Source organism: Streptomyces sp. LMG1-1-1.1, from assembly GCF_040815545.1.
GTDB lineage: Bacteria > Actinomycetota > Actinomycetes > Streptomycetales > Streptomycetaceae > Streptomyces.
In genome coordinates, this window is the sequence record NZ_JBFPNH010000018.1 from 66,423 (window position 1) to 83,542 (window position 17,120).

Sequence of the window (17,120 nt, forward strand, 5' to 3'; positions counted from 1 at the left end):
CCCCCGGAGCGGACCTACTTGCCGGTCTCCTTCGTCACCAGCGCGACCGCCTCGTCCACGTCGTCCGTGACGTGGAAGAGGAGGAGGTCGCGCTCGGAGGCCTTGCCGCCGGCGACGACGGAGTCGCGGAGCCAGTCGACGAGGCCCTTCCAGTACGCGGTGCCGAAGAGCACGATCGGGAAGCGGGTGACCTTGCGGGTCTGGACGAGCGTCAGGGCCTCGAAGAGCTCGTCGAGGGTGCCGAGACCGCCGGGGAGGACGACGAAGCCCTGCGCGTACTTCACGAACATCGTCTTGCGGACGAAGAAGTAGCGGAAGTTCACGCCGATGTCGACGTGCTGGTTGAGCCCCTGCTCGAAGGGGAGCTCGATGCCGAGGCCGACGGAGACGCCCTTGGCCTCCCTGGCGCCCTTGTTGGCCGCCTCCATGGCGCCGGGGCCGCCGCCCGTGATGACGGCGAAGCCGGCCTCGACGAGTGCCCGGCCGATGCGTACGCCCGCCTCGTACTCCGGCGAGTCCGGCTTCGTGCGGGCGGAGCCGAAGACGCTGATGGCGCTCGGCAGTTCGGCGAGGGCGCCGAAGCCCTCGACGAACTCGGACTGGATGCGCATGACGCGCCAGGGGTCGGTGTGCACCCACTCCGAGTCGCCCTCGGTGTCGAGCAGCCGCTGGTCCGTCGTCCCCGGCTGGACCTGCTCCCTGCGCCGCAGCACCGGACCGAGACGCTGCTCCTCGGGCTTCGCCATTCCCTCGGGAATGCCCATGGCCTGCTCCCTCCGCCGATCGGCGATCAGTCGTCGTTCGACCGCCAACTGATCTTCTGGTCCGGTCAGAGTAGGCCGACAGAGGTGACGAAACGCGAAATTACGGAAGTCAGGCAGTCAGCCAGTCGCGGAGTCGTGCCTCGCAGTGGTGGATCCGGTCGACGACGACGTGCTCGTTGACCTTGTGCGCGTAGATGGCGTCGCCGGGCCCGTAGTTGACGGCGGGCACGCCGAGGGCGCTGAAGCGGGCGACGTCGGTCCAGCCGAACTTGGGCTGCGCGCTGCCGCCGACGGCCTTCATGAAGGCCTCGGCGGCCGGGTGGGAGAGGCCGGGCAGGGCGCCGGGGCTCTCGTCGTCGATCACGAACTCGGCGATGTCGCAGCCGTCGAAGAAGTCGCGGACGTACGCCAGGGCCTCGGCCGGGGAGCGGTCCGGGGCGTACCGGAAGTTGACGGTGACCGTGCAGGCGTCGGGGATGACGTTGGTGGCGACGCCGCCCTGGATCGCGACGGCGTTGAGGCCCTCGTGGTACTGGAGGCCGTCGATGACCGGCTTGCGCGGCTCGTAGGCGGCGAGGCGGGCGAGGATCGGGGCGGCGGTGTGGATGGCGTTGGAGCCCATCCAGGCGCGCGCGGAGTGGGCCCGCTCGCCGGCGGTGTGCAGGATGACGCGGAGGGTGCCCTGGCAGCCGCCCTCGACCTGGGCGTCGGAGGGCTCCAGGAGGACGGCGAAGTCGCCTTCGAGCCAGTCGGGGTGCGCGGCGGCGATCTTGCCGAGGCCGTTGAGGTCGGCGGCGACCTCCTCGTTGTCGTAGAAGACGAACGTGAGGTCGCGGTTGGGCTCGGGGACGGTCGCGGCGAGCCGGAGCTGGACGGCGACGCCGGACTTCATGTCGGTGGTGCCGCAGCCCCACAGGATGCCGTCCTCGTCGAGCCGCGAGGGCACGTTGTCGGCGATCGGCACGGTGTCGATGTGGCCGGCGAGGACGACCCGCTCGCCGCGGCCGAGCCGGGTGCGGGCGACGACGTTGTTGCCGTACCGGTCGACGGTGAGGTGCGGCAGGAGGCGCAGGGCCTGCTCGATCGCGTCCGCGAGCGGCTGCTCGGTCCCGCTGACGGACGGGAAGTCGACGAGGGCGGCGGTGAGCGCGGCCCCGTCCTGGAACAGGTCGAGGGGGCCGTCGAGCGGGGTGATGTCTGCCATGTGCCGACCCTAACGCGCCCTCCAGTACGGTGGGCCCGTGTCCGAGCCCACCCGCCCCCGCCGTCGCGGCCGCCTCGCCCGTTCCGCGGCCGCCTTCGCCGTGCTCCTCGGCCTCGCCTCGTACGTGGCCGTCCACCAGGTGACGGGCAGCAAGGGCGCGCCACGCTGCACGGTGGGCAGTGGCGGGAACAAGTACGAGTTCACCCCGGAGCAGGCGTCGAACGCGGCGACGATCTCGGCCGTGGGCACGACCCGGGGGCTGCCGGAGCGGGCGGTGACGATCGCGCTGGCGACCGCGCTGCAGGAGTCGGCGCTGCGGAACATCGAGCACGGCGACCGGGACTCGCTGGGCCTCTTCCAGCAGCGGCCGTCGCAGGGCTGGGGGACGCCGGCCCAGATCATGGACCCGGTCTACTCGTCGGGGAAGTTCTACGCGGGCCTGGAGAAGGTCCCCGGGTACTCGCGGCTGCCGCTGACGGTGGCGGCGCAGAAGGTGCAGCGGAGCGGCTTCCCGCAGGCGTACGCGAAGCACGAGCCGGACGCCACGCTGCTGTCGGCCGCGCTGACGGGCCGGTCGCCGGCGGCGCTGATCTGTACGACGAGCAAGCTGGAGGGCCCTCCGGGGGATCCTGAGCGGTTCCGCGCGGAGCTGGTGCGCGCCTTCGGCGAGAAGGCGGCGCCGAAGGCGGTGACGGGCGGCCCGAGCGCGGGCCGGTCGGCGGCGGAGCCCGTGGTGCTCTCGCTGCCGGTGCGGGCGGGGTCGGGTGCGGCGCCCGGGGCGGAGGAGCGGCGCGGCTGGGAGCTGGCGCAGTGGGCGGTGGCGCGGGCGGACGAGCTGCGCGTCGCGGAGGTCGGCTACCGGGGCCGGGTGTGGCGCGCGGGCGAGGCCGACGGAGCATGGTCGAAGTCCTCGGGTCCGCTCGCCGCGGGCGGTGGGGCGGACGGGAAGGCCGGGGGGAGTTCCGGCGGGGATTCGGTGCGCGTCCGGCTCGCGCAGTAGCCGGTCAGGCGTACGGTCGTTCACTCGACGGTGGCACGGACCCGGTCCGGGGCGCGGGAAATTCGAGACGCCTTCGCACCGGAATTCCCGCGTGCCTTTCCACCCCCTCAAGTCCCTTGCCGGGCAAGGGAAGTGACGGTTCGGCAGACACCTTCGCAATGACGCGTTCGTCCGTTTTCCTCCCCACCCGACAATACGACGCATTGCCAACTCTTTACCTTCGACCTCCGCAACCTCTCCCGCCCCAGGGCCGGTTGTCACTGCGTCCGAACGAACACCTCGCACCTCGTCGAAGGAGCACCATGTCCCTCCCCCTGACCCGTCGGATCGCCCGCGCCGCCCTCCTCATCGCGGCCGGAGCAGCCCCCGTGGTCGGTGCGGCCGGCTCCGCGAGCGCCCTGGACCACGGCATCGTCCCGACCGGCGCCCTCGGCGGTGTCACCGCCCTGGACGCCGCCGGTGCGGGCACCGCCGTCGACGGCGCCTCCCAGACCACCACCGGCGTCGTCGGCGCCGCCGGGGGCCAGGCCGTCGGCACGGCCGTCCCCGCCGCGGGCAAGGCCGTCGGCGCGGCGGGCAAGACCGCCACCCCGGCCGCCCAGAAGGTCGCCGGCGACACCGCCGGCAGCGCGGGCGAGGTCGTCGGCAAGACCGCCGGCGCCGCCGCCGAGGGCGCCGAGGCGCCGACCGGGGGCGCCGTCGGCGGCGGCCTCGGCAACCTGCCCACCGGCCAGGCCCTCGGCGCCGCGCCGCTGGGCGGCCTGCCCATCGGCTGACCCGCGCCACGCACGCACGGAGGGCCCGGGGAGCGAAAGCTCCCCGGGCCCTCCGGCGCCTCCCGGACTCAGGCCAGGCGCTTGACGGCCGCCTCGACCCGCTCGTCCGTCGCCGTGAACGCCACTCGCACGAACCGCTCCCCGGCCTCGCCGTAGAAGTCGCCGGGAGCCACCAGGACGCCCTGCTCCGCCAGGTACGCCACGGTGTCCCAGCACGGCTCGTCCCGCGTCGCCCACAGGTACAGGCTCGCCTCGCTGTGCTCGATCCGGAAGCCGTGCGCCTCCAGGGCCGCCCGCAGCGCCGCGCGCCGGGCCGCGTACCGCCCGCGCTGCTCGGCCACGTGCGCGTCGTCGCCGAGCGCCGCGACCGTCGCCGCCTGCACCGGGGCAGCGGTCATCATGCCGCCGTGCTTGCGGATCAGGAGCAGCTCGCCGAGGACGGCCGCGTCGCCGGCGATGAACGCGGCACGGTAGCCGGCCAGGTTGGAGCGCTTGGACAGCGAGTGGACGGCGACGACGCCCTCGTACGAGCCGCCGCAGACGTCCGGGTGCAGGACCGAGACCGGGTCGGCCTCCCAGCCCAGTTCCAGGTAGCACTCGTCGGAGAAGACGAGCACGCCGTGCTCGCGCGCCCAGGCCACGATCCGGGTCAGCTCGTCCTTGCCGAGGACCTTGCCGGTCGGGTTGGACGGGGAGTTGAGCCAGAGCAGCTTCAGGCCCGCCGGGTCGAGCTCCGTGGGGTCGTCGTAGACGACGGGCTCGGCGCCGCAGAGCCGCGCGCCGACCTCGTACGTCGGGTAGGCGAGGCGCGGGTACGCCACCTTGTCGCCGGCACCGAGCCCCAGCTGCGTCGGCAGCCAGGCCACCAGCTCCTTGGAGCCCACCACGGGCAGAACGTTCCCGTGGGTGAAGCCCACCGCTCCCAGCCGCCGCTCGCACCAGCCGGTGAGCGCGTCCCGCAGTTCCTTCGTCCCCCACACCGTGGGATAGCCCGGCGAGTCCGCCGCCGCGACCAGGGCCTCCTGGATCAGCGCGGGGACCGGGTCGACGGGGGTGCCGACGGAGAGGTCCACGATTCCGTCCGGGTGCGCCAGGGCCGTCTTCTTGTACGGCTCCAGCTTGTCCCAGGGGAAGACGGGCAGGCGCGAAGAGACTGCGCTCACGGGTTGGCTCTCACTTCCTCTTACGTACGGGGAAACGCCTCGGTCCCGTACGGCGACCGACGCCGTACGGGACCGGATGCGGTCGATCAGCCGTTCTGCGGCGGCAGGGCGGCGATGAAGGGGTGGTCACGCTCGATCTCGCCGAGCTTGGAGGCGCCACCGGGCGAACCGAGGTCGTCGAAGAACTCGACGTTCGCCTTGTAGTAGTCCTTCCACTCCTCCGGGGTGTCGTCCTCGTAGAAGATCGCCTCCACCGGGCAGACCGGCTCACAGGCCCCGCAGTCGACGCATTCGTCCGGGTGGATGTACAAGGACCGCTTGCCCTCGTAGATGCAGTCGACGGGGCACTCCTCGATGCACGCCTTGTCCTTCACGTCGACACAAGGCTGCGCGATGACGTAAGTCACGCTGTCGTTCCTCCTCGATAGGGCTGGTCTGCGCGGGAGCGCGGCGTCGTCGATGCCCGCCCCTAGTATCTCCGTTCTTGGGGGCGATCCGAACAGGAGGGGCGGAGAAGCTGTGGAATTCACCGGCGGAGGGCGCCTTGAGGTCCGAATCACCAGCGCTGACGTGGGAAAACGTGTCTCCGTTCGGTGCGTGACGGAGGCACCGGGTGCGGGCGGGAAATACACCGATGCGGTCGGAGTTCTCACATCATGGGACTCCGGTGTGCTCCTGATCACACGAAAGGGCGGCGCGGCCGTCCGGATCGAGGAGTCCTCGCTCGTCGCGGGGAAGGTCGTCCCGGCCGCCCCGGCCCGCCGCCGCGGCCCCGCCGCCACCTTCCCCGAGCTGGCCAGGGCCACCGCGCGCGCGTGGCAGCCGGTCGAGAGCGAACCCCTCGGCGAGTGGACCCTGCGGGCCTCCGCCGGATTCACCCGGCGGGCCAACTCCGCGCTGCCGCTCGGTGACCCCGGGCTCCCGCCGGCCGAGGCGCTGAAACGCGTACGGGACTGGTACGCGGCCCGGAGCCTTCCCGCGTACGTCCAGGCCGCGACCGGCGCCGAAGGGACCCAGGAGCTCCTGTGCGCCGCACTCGACCGCCACGGCTGGCGGCGCGAGGTGTCCGCCGAGGTGCGGATCGCGGCCCTCGCCCCCATCGGCGACCTCGACGCCGACGTGTCGGCCGTCCGACTGTCCCGGACGGTCGACGACGCCTGGCTCGGCGCGTACCGGCGGTCCGGGGAGGCGAGCCCGGCGGTCCGCACCGTCCTCGCCTCCGGCCCGAGTGTGTGGTTCGCTTCCGTGGCGGGCACGGGAGGAGTACCGGCGGCGATCGGCCGCTGCGTCGTCGACGGACGCTGGGCCGGCTTCATGGCCGTCGAGGTCGACCCGGCCCACCGGCGCCGCGGCCTGGCGACGTCCGTCATGACGGCGCTGGCCCGACAGGCGCTCGACGAGGGCGCGTCGGCGGCCTGGCTCCAGGTGGAGGCGGACAACGACTCCGCCCGGGCCTTGTACGACGGGATGGGCTTCGCCGCCCATCACCACTACCACCACTACCGATGGGTGGAGGCGTGACGGAGGAAGGACCACCGGACGCCGGAGCCGATGGCTCCGGCGACCACGGCCCGGACGAGGTGACCGACTGGCGGCGGGAGTTCGCCGAGGAGGCCCGGGCCGAGCGGCCGGACCTCGCACGGCTCTGCCTGCTGGTCGGGGCGGTGGCGGACCCCTTGGTCACCCGGCACGCCCTCGACGAGGCGGAGATCGAGCTCGACCGGCTGGCCGGGCTCGTCCCGTACGCCACCCGGATCACCGGCGACTGGGCCACCGAGCTCGCCGCGCTCCTCGGCGTCCACGAGGGCTTCGAAGGCGTGCCCGCGGACTACCAGCGACTGGAGTCCTCGCTCCTGCACGAGGTGCTCCGGCGCCGCCGCGGCCTGCCGATCCTGCTCTCCGTCGTGTGGATGGAGGTCGCCCGCCGGGCCGGCGCCCCCGTGTACGGGCTCGGACTGCCCGGCCACTTCGTCGTGGGCTTCGGCGACCCGGCCGACCTGAACCTCGCCGACCCGTTCGCGGGCGGGCGCGCCATGACCGGCGCGGACGCCGAGCTGCTCGTGGCGAGCGCGACGGGCGAGGCGCTGGACCGCTCGATGCTCCGGCCCGCCGAGCCCGGCGCGATCGTGCTGCGGATCCTCAACAACATCCGCGCCTGGGCCGCCTCCCGTCCCGAACGCTCCGACGTGGCCCTGTGGGCGGTGGAGCTCTCCCTGCTGCTCCCCTCCCACCCGGCCCGCCTCCGCTACGAGCGCGCCGAACTCTTCGTACAGCGCGGGGATTTCCTGACGGGCGCGGTGGAGATGGAGGCCTACGCGGAGGTGATGGACGCGGTGGACCCCGAGTCGGCGACCGCCATCCGACGCCGCGCGCAGGCGGCCAGGGCGCGCCTGAACTAGCGACGGGGGAAGAAGCGGGACGGGGCTGCGGTGGGCGTGCGCGGGTGGGACGCGGCGAGCCCCCGTCCCGGGTGGGACGGGGGCTCGGGCGCCGGGGCGGGTGCGGTCAGCCTTCGCCGCTGAGGTCGATGGTCTTGGTCCGCTCGGCGAGGGTCTTGCCGCGCAGGGCGTCGCGCATCACGAAGGCGACGTCGTCGGCGGAGACCTGGTGCTTGGTGCCGTCGCCCTTGGTGATCATGACGCCGTCGAAGGCGCCGTCGAGGAGCCGCTCGATGGCCTTCTTGTCGTAGACCTCGACCAGTCGGCCGTCCACGGCCTTCATGGAGAGGATCTGCGGCAGCGAGCGCGCCGGACCGAAGTCGATCTTCTTGCCGCCCGCCTGGATCCGGATCAGGCCGGACATCGCGGGCGTGGCGAACTCCTTCATCGCCCGGTCCAGCTCGGCCTGGGTGACCGTCGGCCGGCGGGTGGTGACGGGCAGTTCGACGAGCTTGCCCTGGCCGGTCTCGACCTGGGCGCGGAAGGCGTCCTGGACGGAGATCATCGAACGCTGGACGTCCAGGCCCTTGCCGGGCTTGCCCGGCACGGGGGTCACCTTGTTCGGCGCGAAGAGGATCGTGCCCTCGGTCGCCGAGGCGGAGCTGCCGGCCAGGTCGGTGAGGGCGACGGCGAGCTTCTCGCGGTCGACCGGGAAGACCGGCTTGGCGATCCGCTCGCCGCCGAACAGAGAGCCGATGACGGAGACCGGGTTGTAGTCGCTGCCGGCCGCCGCGCGGACGGTCTCCTGGCTGTCGAGTGCCAGGCCCGCCTTGTCGGGGGCGAGCTGGACCTTCGTGCCGCCGATGCTGAGCCGGAGCGGCGCGTGGGCGCGCGTGCCGAGGGCCTTGTCCAGCTTGTTGACGGCCTCCTCCTTCGTACCGCCGCCGATGTCCACGCCGAGCACGGTGGTGCCCTTCGGGACGTCGGAGTGGTTGAGGAGCAGTCCGGCACCGTAGGCGACGCCGGCCAGGCCGACGACTCCGGCGGCGACGAGGACCAGCTTCGAGCGGCCCTTCTTCGCCGGGGGACGGGTGGCCGCGGGCGCCGGACGCGGTGCCGGGGCGGGCGCGGGGGTCACCTGCTCGTCGATGCGCGGGGTGAGGTTCGGCCGGGCCGCGCCCGGCGGGACCACGGGGATGCCGCTGGTGAGCGTGTCCCCGGAGACGTGGCCCGCGCCGCCGTCGGCCGCCGCGCCCTGGCCGGGCGCGGGTGCGCGTCCGGACGCCGGAGCGGCTGCCTGCGGGGTCAGGATCGCGGTGTCGTCCGACATGCGGGGGGCACCGCCGGGGAACGGCGAGCCCGCGCCCGGTGCTCCCGACCGGCCCTGGGGCTGTCCGGGGACCTGGCCCTGACGCGGACCCTGGCCCTGGAAGGGGCCGGGGCCGCCGAGGGAGGCGGTGCCGGTGACCGGGCCGGTGGTGGGGCCGGTCGGGGCCGACGCTCCCGGACCCCGGTAGACGGGGGTGCCGCCGGCGGGCGTCCCGGTGTACAGGGGCGTGCCGGCGGCGGGCGTGCCGTCGTACATCGGGGTGCCGCCCGCGGGGGTCCCGGTGTACGGGGGCGTACCGCCGGCCGGGGTGCCGTCGTACGTCGGGGTGCCGCCCGCGGGGGTCCCGTCGTACATCGGCGTGCCGCCCGCGGGGGTGCCGCTCTCGTAGAGGGGGTTGCCGGGCTGGGGCGAGGTGACCGGGCGGCTCGACGGGGTGTTGCCGACCGTCGGGACGCCGGAGGTCGCCGAGCCCGCGAAGCCGGTGCCCTGGGTGTCGGGGCCGGTGGCCTGCGGGGCGGGCTTGAGCGTGGGTGCCGGGGCGGCGGGGAGGGCGGGGGCGGCCGGGGCGGCGGGCGCGGCCGCCTTGCGCGGCGCGAACCAGTCGCTGGTCCCCTTCGCCTTCGGGGCCTCCTCGGCCTGCGGCGGCTCGGGGGCCGCCACGGGCGCGGGTTCCGGTTCCGGGACGGCGACCGGGGCCGGCTCCGGCTCGGGGTCCGGAGCGGGCGCCTCGTTGACCGTCTGGCGGACCACGACCGGCGGGATCGGACGCGAACCCGGGATGTTGATCCGGATCCGGGTCGTCAGGGTCGTCTCGGTCTTGGGCTCCTCCGGCAGCGCGGGCGCGACGGGGGACCCCTCCGGCGCGTCCTGCGTGGGGTGGAGCGACGGATACTGGCGGGATCCGTACGGCGGGGTACCCGAGGGGTACGCGGCTCCACCGCGCCCCTGGGCGCCGGAGGACGAACTGTCAGTCTCTCGACCAGATTCACGACTCAAAGCAGGATCTCCCGGTTGGCTCCACCGCCCGCTCTTGCAGATGCTCGTGTTACCCGGGCGGTTCGGCGGCGCGCACCACCATACTGGCCGCCGCCGCCTCGTACCCGACCCCCGGGTGACGTACGACGGGCATTCCGGCCGAAGTCAGGACGTCCCCGGTCTCAAGTAGTCCTGTTCACGGGGTCGGTCGCGGCAGCCGGGAGAGCGTGGTGCACATCACAGCGGCCGCCATTCCTCCGAAGAGGAAGAGCAGCTCGCCGACGCCCCCGCCGAACACCCCGTCGCCTTCGGGGCGTCCGAAACTGAGCAGGACGATGGCGACGAGCCAGCCGCCGCCGGCCGCGGCGACGGCGACCTGGGTGCCGGTGGCGCGCAATCCTCCGTAGAAGAGCGCGGCGGTGGCCAGGAGGGCGAGGATCAAGCCGCCGGGGAGCCAGGCGGCTTGGACGAGGGCGCCGGCGGTCCCGACGAGGGCGCCGAGGACGACGAGGATCCCGTACCAGGCGTATCGGACGGCCGGGGAAGGCATCGGGTCGGGCGTCCGGGCGGGCTTCGCCGCCGCCTTCGGAGCCGTGGTCGCGGCGCCCTCCGCGGCCGCCTTGGGGCCGGCGTTCGAGCGCGCCTTCGAGTGGGGCTTCGGATCCTGCTTCGGGTTCCGCTTCGGGTCCGGCTCGGGTTTCCGCTTCGGGTCCGGCTTGGGGTTCCGCTGCGGCGAGGGGTCGGAGGACGGCGTGCTCACGCGGTCACCCCCGCGAAGAGGTCGGTCTCGCGGACGCCGGCGGGGGCGCCGGGGACGCCCTGGACCAACTCGTAGTACTCGGTGGTGAAGATCGGCTGGCCGAGGTCGTTGGAGAGGGCGAAGAAGGGACCGTCGACGGCGACTTGGGTGGCGTGCGCGGCCATCGCTGCGCTCTTGCGGGCCGCGTGCTCGGGCCCGGCCTCGATCGCGGCGGTGATCCGGTCCTCGTCGACGACACCGGGGACGTCGGCGACGTCGGCGACGGCGGGGAAGGCGGAGCCCTCGGCCCGGAGTCGGGCGAATCCGGCCTCGACGACGGGGCGGGGGACGCGGTTCCAGTAGATCTTGGCGATCGTGTGGGCGGCGCCGAGGTCGGGCCGGTGGCCGGGGTCGGCGGCGAGCTCGGCGGCGCGGGTGGCGACCCGGTGTGCCTGGATGTGGTCGGGGTGCCCGTAGCCGCCGTCGGGGTCGTAGGTGACCAGGACCTGCGGGCGGGTCTCGCGGATCACCTCGACGAGGTACGGGGCGGCGGTGTCGACGTCGGTGTTCCAGAAGGCGTTGTCGCGCTTGTTCTGCTCGACGCCCATCATCCCGGAGTCGCGGAAGCGCCCGGGGCCACCGAGGAAGCGGTGGTCGGTGACGCCCAGCTCGCGCATCGCGGCGGCGAGTTCGCCGACGCGGTGCGGCCCGAGCCGGTCCTCCCGGTCGGGTGCCAGGTGGGCGAGGCCGGGCGGGATGACCTCGCCCTCCTCGCCGAGCGTGCAGGTGACCAAGGTGACAAGGGCGCCCTCGGCCGCGTACCTGGCCATGGTGGCGCCGTTGTTGATCGACTCGTCGTCCGGGTGCGCGTGCACGAGGAGCAGACGACGGGCGGGGAGATCGGTCATGTCCCCACCCTACGAGACCCCTCCCGCGGCGGCGCCGATCCCTCAGGGCCACCCGGCCGGGTCAGAACTTGAGGCCGCCGATCATGCTCGCCACGTTCGTCGTGAGGGTGCTGATCGACGAAGCCATGGACGAGCTCGCCAGGTAGAAGCCCAGGAGCGCGCAGACCGCCGCATGGCCGGCCTTCAACCCGGATTTCCGGATCAGCAGGAAGACGACGATCGCCAGCAGCACCACCGCCGAAATCGAGAGTGCCACGGCGGTTCACCTCCACACTTCTTCGGTCGGATATTCGATCGGACAGGGCAGCGAGCATGTGCCAGTCGGGTACATACCCACCTAGCGCTACGGATCATAACTATCCGTGCCATCGCATCGATCGGCGGACGGAGGCACGAGGGGGGCGCACGGCGCTACTTTCAGCCGCATGACCTCGACGCGACAGCAGCCGGCCACACCCCCGGCCCCGCTCTCCTTCCCGCGACAGCTCGCCCGCACCCAGCGGTTCACGCTGGGGGCTCCGCGGGGGTTCTCGGTGTCCCCGGACGGGGAGCGGGTGGTGTTCGTCCGGTCCGGTTCGGGCACGGACCGCTCGCACCTGCTGTGGGTGCTCGACCTGCCGCCGGGCGGCGTTCCGGCGGAGCGGGTGGCCGCCGACCCGGGGGCGCTGCTCGCGGGGGCGGACGAGGAGCTGTCGCAGGAGGAGCTGGCGCGCAGGGAGCGGAGCAGGGAGGGCTCCGGCGGCATCGTGGCGTACGCGGTGGACGGGGCGGTGGAGCTGGCGGCGTTCTCCCTGTCGGGGCGGCTGTTCACGGCGGAACTGCGGGCGGGGACGGCGCGTGAGCTGCCGGTGCCCGGGCCGGTGATCGACCCCCGCCCCTCGCCGGACGGGCGGCTCGTCGCGTACGTGGCGGAGGGGGCGCTGCGGGTGGTGGGCGCGGACGGTTCGGGCGACCGGGAGCTGGCCGCTCCGGAGGACGGGCACGTCTCCTACGGATTGGCCGAATTCATCGCCTCGGAGGAGATGGGGCGCGACCGCGGCTACTGGTGGTCCCCGAGTGCGGATCGACTGCTCGTGGCGCGGGTGGACGACCGGGCGGTGCGGCGCTGGTGGATCGCCGACCCGGCGCATCCGGAGCGGGAGCCCCGGCGGGTGGGCTATCCGGTGGCGGGGACGCCCAACGCGGAGGTCCGGCTCTTCCTCGTGGGCCTGGACGGGGCGCGCACGGAGGTCGGGTGGGACCGGGAGCGGTACCCGTACCTGGCGCGGGTGCACTGGTCGGCGGCCGGGGCGCCGCTGCTGCTCGTGCAGACCCGGGACCAGCGCGAGCAGCTGGTCCTGGCGGTGGACGTGGCGGCGGGCGGCACCTCCGTCGTCCGCGCCGAGGCGGACCCGGCGTGGCTGGAGGCGCACTGGGGCGTGCCGGCGTGGGGGCCCGGCGGCGGCCTCGTGCGGATCACGGACGAGAGCGGGGCGCGCGCCCTGGCCGTGGGGGACGAGGCGTGGACGGGGGCGGACCTGCACGTGCGGGCGGTGCTCGACGTGGGCGCGGACGACGTGCTCGTGTCGGCGTCGGCGGGCGAGGCCGGGGCGGGCGGCACGGCGGGCGGCCCGGCGGCGGGCGCGGGGCCGGAGACCGGGGAGATCCATGTGTACCGGGTGTCGGCGGCGAGGGGGGCCGAGCGGCTCTCCGAGGGCGTCGGGGTGCACGGGGCGGTGCGCTCCGGAGCGGTCTCGGTCCTGGTGTCGGCGCGGCCCGGGGAGCCGGGGAGCGTGGCGCGGGTGCTGCGGGACGGCGCACGGGTCGCGGTGGTGGCCTCGTACGCGCAGCGGCCGGTGATCTCCGCGCGGGTGCGGCTCACGGAGGCGGGCGCCCGGCGGATTCCGTGCGCGGTGCTGCTGCCCTCGGGGTACGAGGAGGGGGACGGGCCGCTGCCGGTCCTGATGGATCCGTACGGCGGTCCGCACGGGCAGCGGGTGGTCGCCGCGCACGATCCGTATCTGACGTCCCAGTGGTTCGCCGACCACGGCTTCGCAGTGGTCGTGGCGGACGGTCGGGGGATGCCGGGCCGCTCCCCCGCCTGGGAGAAGGCGATCCTGCGCGATCTGACGCCGACGCTCGACGACCAGGTGGAGGCGCTCCTCGCGCTGGCCGGGCGGTTCCCGCTGGACCTGGGCCGGGTGGCGGTGCGCGGCTGGTCGTACGGCGGGTACCTGGCGGCCCGTGCGGTGCTCCAGCGGCCGGACGTCTTCCACGCGGCGGTGGCGGGGGCGCCGGTGACGGACTGGCGGCTGTACGACACCCACTACACGGAGCGGTACCTCGGCACCCCGCAGGACGATCCGGACGTGTACGCGGCGCAGTCGCTGCTGACCGACGAGGGGCTCACGGCGCCCGAGGGGCCGGCCCGGCCGATGATGGTCGTGCACGGGCTCGCCGACGACAACGTGGTGGTCGCGCACGCGCTGCGGCTCTCGTCCGCGCTCCTCGCGGCGGGCCGGCCGCACGAGGTGCTGCCGCTGTCCGGGGTCACGCACATGACACCGCAGGAGCAGGTGGCCGAGAACCTGCTGCTGCTCCAGGTCGACTTCCTGAAGCGGTCGCTGGCCATGGGCGGGTGACCTGGCCGGTCGGCGCCCGGGCGGGTCACCAGCCGGGCGGCGGCGGGGAGGGCGGGGCCGGCGGACCCGCCCCGGCCGGCCCGTGGGACCCGTAGGACCCGTACGGGCCGGGCTGCGCGGGAACCCCGTACTGCCCGTGTTGGCCGTACTGCCCGTATGGGGTGGGAGGGGGGATCGGGGCGCCGCGCCCGGCCAGGAGGACGAGTACCGCGATGCCGGCGAGCAGGCCGAAGACGGCGCTGAGGACGCTCAGCTGCCCGACGGAGGCGAGGCCGTCGAAGTGGGCGACCACGTCGTACCGGACGGCCCGCGCGACCTCGGCGAGACCGCCGGCCGCCAGGAAGCCGCCGGCGAGGAGGCCGAACGCCCGGCTGTGGCGGGCGCGGGCGAAGGCGGAGCCGGCGGCCGTGCCGTACAGGCCGACGAGCATCACGGACAGCCAGCCGGGCGGGGGCGCCAGGTCGGGTTTGACGACGGACCGGCCGCCGGTGAGCCGGTCGACGGTCACCTCGACGGGCAGTTCGGTCGCCCAGTACAGCTCCCACAGGGCCACGACGGCGGCGGCGACCGCGAGGAGGACCCCGGCGGCGACGGCGCGGCCCGTACGGGGCCGGCCGGGGAGCTGTTCGTACGCGGCGGTCGCCGGGCGCCGGCCCGCCGCCGCGGTGACGACCAGACCGGCGGCGAGGGCCAGTTCGCCGAGCGCGGTGACGAGCGCCCCGCTGTCCGGCGCCCAGAGTCCGGGCAGCCGCAGGGCGAGCGTGACCGTGCCGGCGGCGGCGAGCGCGGAGGCCGCGTGCCGGGAGCGCAGCGCGGCGACGGCGGCGACCGCCGAGACGACGAGCAGCACCGGGTCGACGAGCGAGGTGGCGGACCTCCCCCGCATGAGGAAGGAGCGGTCCCCGGCCCAGTACCACGCGAGGTCGACGGGCGACCCGAGCGCGGCGAGGTCCTTGAGGATCCACACGGCGGCGATGAGGGCGAGCGCGGCGCACAGCGCGGCGCCCGTGAGACGTGCCGGTCGTGTCACAGTCACGGACCCGATACTCACGGTCGCGACCGTCCGAAACAAGCGGTTCCGCATGTACGGCCGAAGTCGCGCGGGATACGGGCGGCCGGCCGGGTCGCGTGATGCGCCCCGGCCGGCCTACGGCACCCGCACGGCCGTACGTCTCCGAGCCTGCCGTGTCCGTGTCTCGGAAGGGATTCCGTCGAGTTGCCCGCGGGTTAAAGGGTCTTGGGCTCCTCGCCGCCGCCCTCCGGCGGGACCACCTGCTTCTCCTCCGCGAAGTGGCAGGCCGAGTCGTGCTTGGCCGGGCTGTCGGTGAGGCGGAAGACGGCCGGGACGGCGAGTTCGGGGACCTCCAGGGTGCAGCGCTCCTGGGCCTTCCAGCAGCGGGTCCGGAAGCGGCAGCCGGAAGGGACGTTGGCCGGGGAGGGGACGTCGCCGGTGAGGATGATCCGCTCGCGGTGGGCGCGGGCCTCCGGGTCCGGCACCGGCACCGCGGAGAGCAGCGCCTGCGTGTACGGGTGGGTGGGGTGGTCGTAGATCTGGGCGTCGGTGCCGATCTCGACGATCCGGCCGAGGTACATGACGCCGACCCGGTCGGAGATGTGCCGCACGATCGAGAGGTCGTGGGCGATGAACACGTACGACAGGGAGAACTCGCTCTGGAGGTTCCCCATCAGGTTGATGACCTGGGCCTGGACGGAGACGTCGAGCGCGGAGACCGGTTCGTCGGCCACGATGATCTCGGGCTGGAGCGCGAGGCCGCGGGCGATGCCGATGCGCTGGCGCTGGCCGCCGGAGAACTGGTGCGGGTACCGGTTGATGTACTCCGGGTTGAGGCCGACGACGTCCAGGAGGTCCTGCACCTTGCGGCGCCGGTCCCCCTTGGGGGCGACCTCGGGGTGGATCTCGTACGGCTCGCCGATGATGTCGCCGACCGTCATGCGCGGGTTCAGCGAGGTGTACGGGTCCTGGAAGACCATCTGGATGTTGCGGCGGACGGCCTTCAGCGCGCGGGGGGAGAGCTTGCTGATGTCCTCGCCCTTGTAGCGGATCTCGCCCGACGTCGGCCGTTCCAGGTTGACCAGCATCTTCGCGACGGTCGACTTGCCGCAGCCGGATTCGCCGACGATGCCGAGGGTCTCGCCGGCGTGGAGGTCGAAGTCGACGCCGTCGACCGCCTTCACGGCACCGACCTGCTTCTTGAAGACGACGCCCTGCATGAGCGGGTAGTACTTGTGGAGGTCCCGGACTTCGAGAATCGCCTCAGCCATGGAGGCACTCCTTCCAGAAGTGGCAGGCGCTGGCGCGCGGCACCGGGGACTCGGTCACGTCGTAGAGCGGGGGCACGTCGGTGCGGCAGACGTCCTGGGCCATGGGGCAGCGCGGGTTGAAGGCGCAGCCGGGCGGGATGGCCAGCAGGTTCGGCGGGAGGCCCTTGATCGCGTAGAGCTCCTGGCCCTTCTGGTCCAGGCGCGGGATCGAGTCGAGCAGTCCCCGGGTGTAGGGGTGGGCGGGGGCCTTGTAGATCTCGTGGACGGGGGCCCGTTCGACGATCCGGCCGGCGTACATGACGGCGATCTTGTCGGCGACGTCGGCGACGACGCCGAGGTCGTGGGTGATCAGGATGAGGCCCATGTTCAGCTCGCGCTGGAGTTCGGCGAGGAGGTCCATGACCTGCGCCTGGACGGTGACGTCGAGGGCGGTGGTGGGCTCGTCGGCGATGATCAGCTCGGGTTCGAGGGCGAGCGCCATCGCGATCATGATGCGCTGGCGCATGCCGCCGGAGAACTGGTGCGGGTACTGGCCGACGCGTTCCTTGGCGGCGGGGATGCGGACCCGGTCCATCAGTTCGACGGCCTTGGCCTTGGAGTCCTTGCGGGACATGCCCTTGTGGACCTGGAACATCTCGCCGAGCTGGTCGCCGACGCTGAGCACGGGGTTGAGGGAGGACAGCGCGTCCTGGAAGACCATCGCCATCTTGGCGCCGCGGATCTTGCGCCGCTCGTCCTCCTTGAGCTTCAGGAGGTCCTGGCCCTGGAAGAGGATCTCGCCCTGGGTGATCTTGCCCGGGGGGATGTCGAGGATGCCCATGACGGCCTGGGCGGTGACCGACTTGCCGGAGCCGGACTCGCCGAGGACCGCGAGGGTCTCCCCGGCGTCGACGGAGTAGTCGACGCCGTTGACGGCCTTGGCGACCCCGTCCCGGGTGTGGAACTCCACGTGCAGGTCGCGCACTTCGAGCAGCATGGG

16 protein-coding genes are annotated in these 17,120 nt (G+C 73.7%); 5 read left to right on the forward strand and 11 right to left on the reverse strand.

Annotated features, from left to right (window positions below; all coding sequences use genetic code 11):
- Positions 1 to 14: 14 nt before the first annotated feature.
- Positions 15 to 764, reverse strand: coding sequence for a TIGR00730 family Rossman fold protein (locus MRBLMG1_RS09045; protein ID WP_367822509.1), 750 nt, complete (start codon positions 762 to 764; stop codon positions 15 to 17).
- A gap of 109 nt (positions 765 to 873) precedes the next feature.
- Complete coding sequence (gene dapE, locus MRBLMG1_RS09050) at positions 874 to 1,968, reverse strand: succinyl-diaminopimelate desuccinylase (protein WP_367822510.1); 1,095 nt, start codon at positions 1,966 to 1,968, stop codon at positions 874 to 876.
- A 37-nt stretch (positions 1,969 to 2,005) separates the two neighbouring features.
- Between dapE and MRBLMG1_RS09055 the strand changes: the two genes are divergently transcribed.
- Positions 2,006 to 2,968, forward strand: coding sequence for a hypothetical protein (locus MRBLMG1_RS09055; protein ID WP_367822512.1), 963 nt, complete (start codon positions 2,006 to 2,008; stop codon positions 2,966 to 2,968).
- Positions 2,969 to 3,270: 302 nt separating this feature from the next.
- Positions 3,271 to 3,744, forward strand: coding sequence for an ATP-binding protein (locus MRBLMG1_RS09060; RefSeq protein ID WP_367822514.1), 474 nt, complete (start codon positions 3,271 to 3,273; stop codon positions 3,742 to 3,744).
- 68 nt (positions 3,745 to 3,812) lie between these two features.
- Here MRBLMG1_RS09060 and MRBLMG1_RS09065 read toward each other — a convergent pair whose 3' ends face one another.
- Positions 3,813 to 4,907: a bifunctional succinyldiaminopimelate transaminase/glutamate-prephenate aminotransferase gene (locus tag MRBLMG1_RS09065; protein WP_367822516.1), complete on the reverse strand. Its 1,095-nt coding sequence runs from the start codon at positions 4,905 to 4,907 to the stop codon at positions 3,813 to 3,815.
- An 86-nt stretch (positions 4,908 to 4,993) separates the two neighbouring features.
- Positions 4,994 to 5,314, reverse strand: coding sequence for a ferredoxin (gene fdxA, locus MRBLMG1_RS09070; protein ID WP_030207635.1), 321 nt, complete (start codon positions 5,312 to 5,314; stop codon positions 4,994 to 4,996).
- Positions 5,315 to 5,426: 112 nt separating this feature from the next.
- On the opposite strand from fdxA, the gene MRBLMG1_RS09075 reads away from it, so the two are divergent.
- Both MRBLMG1_RS09075 and MRBLMG1_RS09080 read left to right on the forward strand, forming a co-directional pair.
- Positions 5,427 to 6,428, forward strand: coding sequence for a GNAT family N-acetyltransferase (locus MRBLMG1_RS09075; protein WP_367822518.1), 1,002 nt, complete (start codon positions 5,427 to 5,429; stop codon positions 6,426 to 6,428).
- Positions 6,425 to 7,306 carry a tetratricopeptide repeat protein gene (locus MRBLMG1_RS09080; protein WP_367822520.1) on the forward strand — a complete coding sequence of 294 codons (882 nt, stop codon included), beginning with the start codon at positions 6,425 to 6,427 and terminating at the stop codon, positions 7,304 to 7,306. Before MRBLMG1_RS09075 ends, MRBLMG1_RS09080 begins: the two co-directional genes overlap by 4 nt.
- A 106-nt stretch (positions 7,307 to 7,412) precedes the next feature.
- Here the strand turns inward: MRBLMG1_RS09080 and MRBLMG1_RS09085 are convergent, their stop codons facing one another.
- The 4 genes from MRBLMG1_RS09085 to MRBLMG1_RS09100 form a co-directional block, all read right to left on the reverse strand.
- Positions 7,413 to 9,611: a hypothetical protein gene (locus MRBLMG1_RS09085; RefSeq protein WP_367822522.1), complete on the reverse strand. Its 2,199-nt coding sequence runs from the start codon at positions 9,609 to 9,611 to the stop codon at positions 7,413 to 7,415.
- 175 nt (positions 9,612 to 9,786) lie between these two features.
- The gene (locus tag MRBLMG1_RS09090; RefSeq protein WP_367822632.1) at positions 9,787 to 10,140 is read right to left on the reverse strand and encodes a DUF6113 family protein; all 354 of its coding nucleotides are present in this window, start codon (positions 10,138 to 10,140) and stop codon (positions 9,787 to 9,789) included.
- Between the two features lie 206 nt (positions 10,141 to 10,346).
- A complete protein-coding gene (gene mshB / locus MRBLMG1_RS09095; RefSeq protein ID WP_367822524.1) occupies positions 10,347 to 11,237 on the reverse strand; it encodes an N-acetyl-1-D-myo-inositol-2-amino-2-deoxy-alpha-D-glucopyranoside deacetylase in 891 nt (296 codons plus the stop codon).
- Between the two features lie 61 nt (positions 11,238 to 11,298).
- Positions 11,299 to 11,493: a hypothetical protein gene (locus MRBLMG1_RS09100; protein WP_367822525.1), complete on the reverse strand. Its 195-nt coding sequence runs from the start codon at positions 11,491 to 11,493 to the stop codon at positions 11,299 to 11,301.
- 169 nt (positions 11,494 to 11,662) lie between these two features.
- On the opposite strand from MRBLMG1_RS09100, the gene MRBLMG1_RS09105 reads away from it, so the two are divergent.
- Entirely contained in the window at positions 11,663 to 13,858 is a 2,196-nt protein-coding gene (locus tag MRBLMG1_RS09105; RefSeq protein ID WP_367822526.1) for a prolyl oligopeptidase family serine peptidase, read from the forward strand.
- Positions 13,859 to 13,883: 25 nt separating this feature from the next.
- Here MRBLMG1_RS09105 and MRBLMG1_RS09110 read toward each other — a convergent pair whose 3' ends face one another.
- The 3 genes from MRBLMG1_RS09110 to MRBLMG1_RS09120 form a co-directional block, all read right to left on the reverse strand.
- Complete coding sequence (locus tag MRBLMG1_RS09110; RefSeq protein ID WP_367822528.1) at positions 13,884 to 14,894, reverse strand: hypothetical protein; 1,011 nt, start codon at positions 14,892 to 14,894, stop codon at positions 13,884 to 13,886.
- A gap of 191 nt (positions 14,895 to 15,085) precedes the next feature.
- Positions 15,086 to 16,141, reverse strand: coding sequence for an ABC transporter ATP-binding protein (locus MRBLMG1_RS09115; protein WP_367822530.1), 1,056 nt, complete (start codon positions 16,139 to 16,141; stop codon positions 15,086 to 15,088).
- On the reverse strand, positions 16,134 to 17,117 hold the full coding sequence (locus MRBLMG1_RS09120) for an ABC transporter ATP-binding protein (RefSeq protein WP_367822531.1): 984 nt from the start codon (positions 17,115 to 17,117) through the stop codon (positions 16,134 to 16,136). The genes MRBLMG1_RS09115 and MRBLMG1_RS09120 overlap by 8 nt, the downstream gene beginning before the upstream one ends.
- Positions 17,118 to 17,120 lie beyond the last annotated feature (3 nt).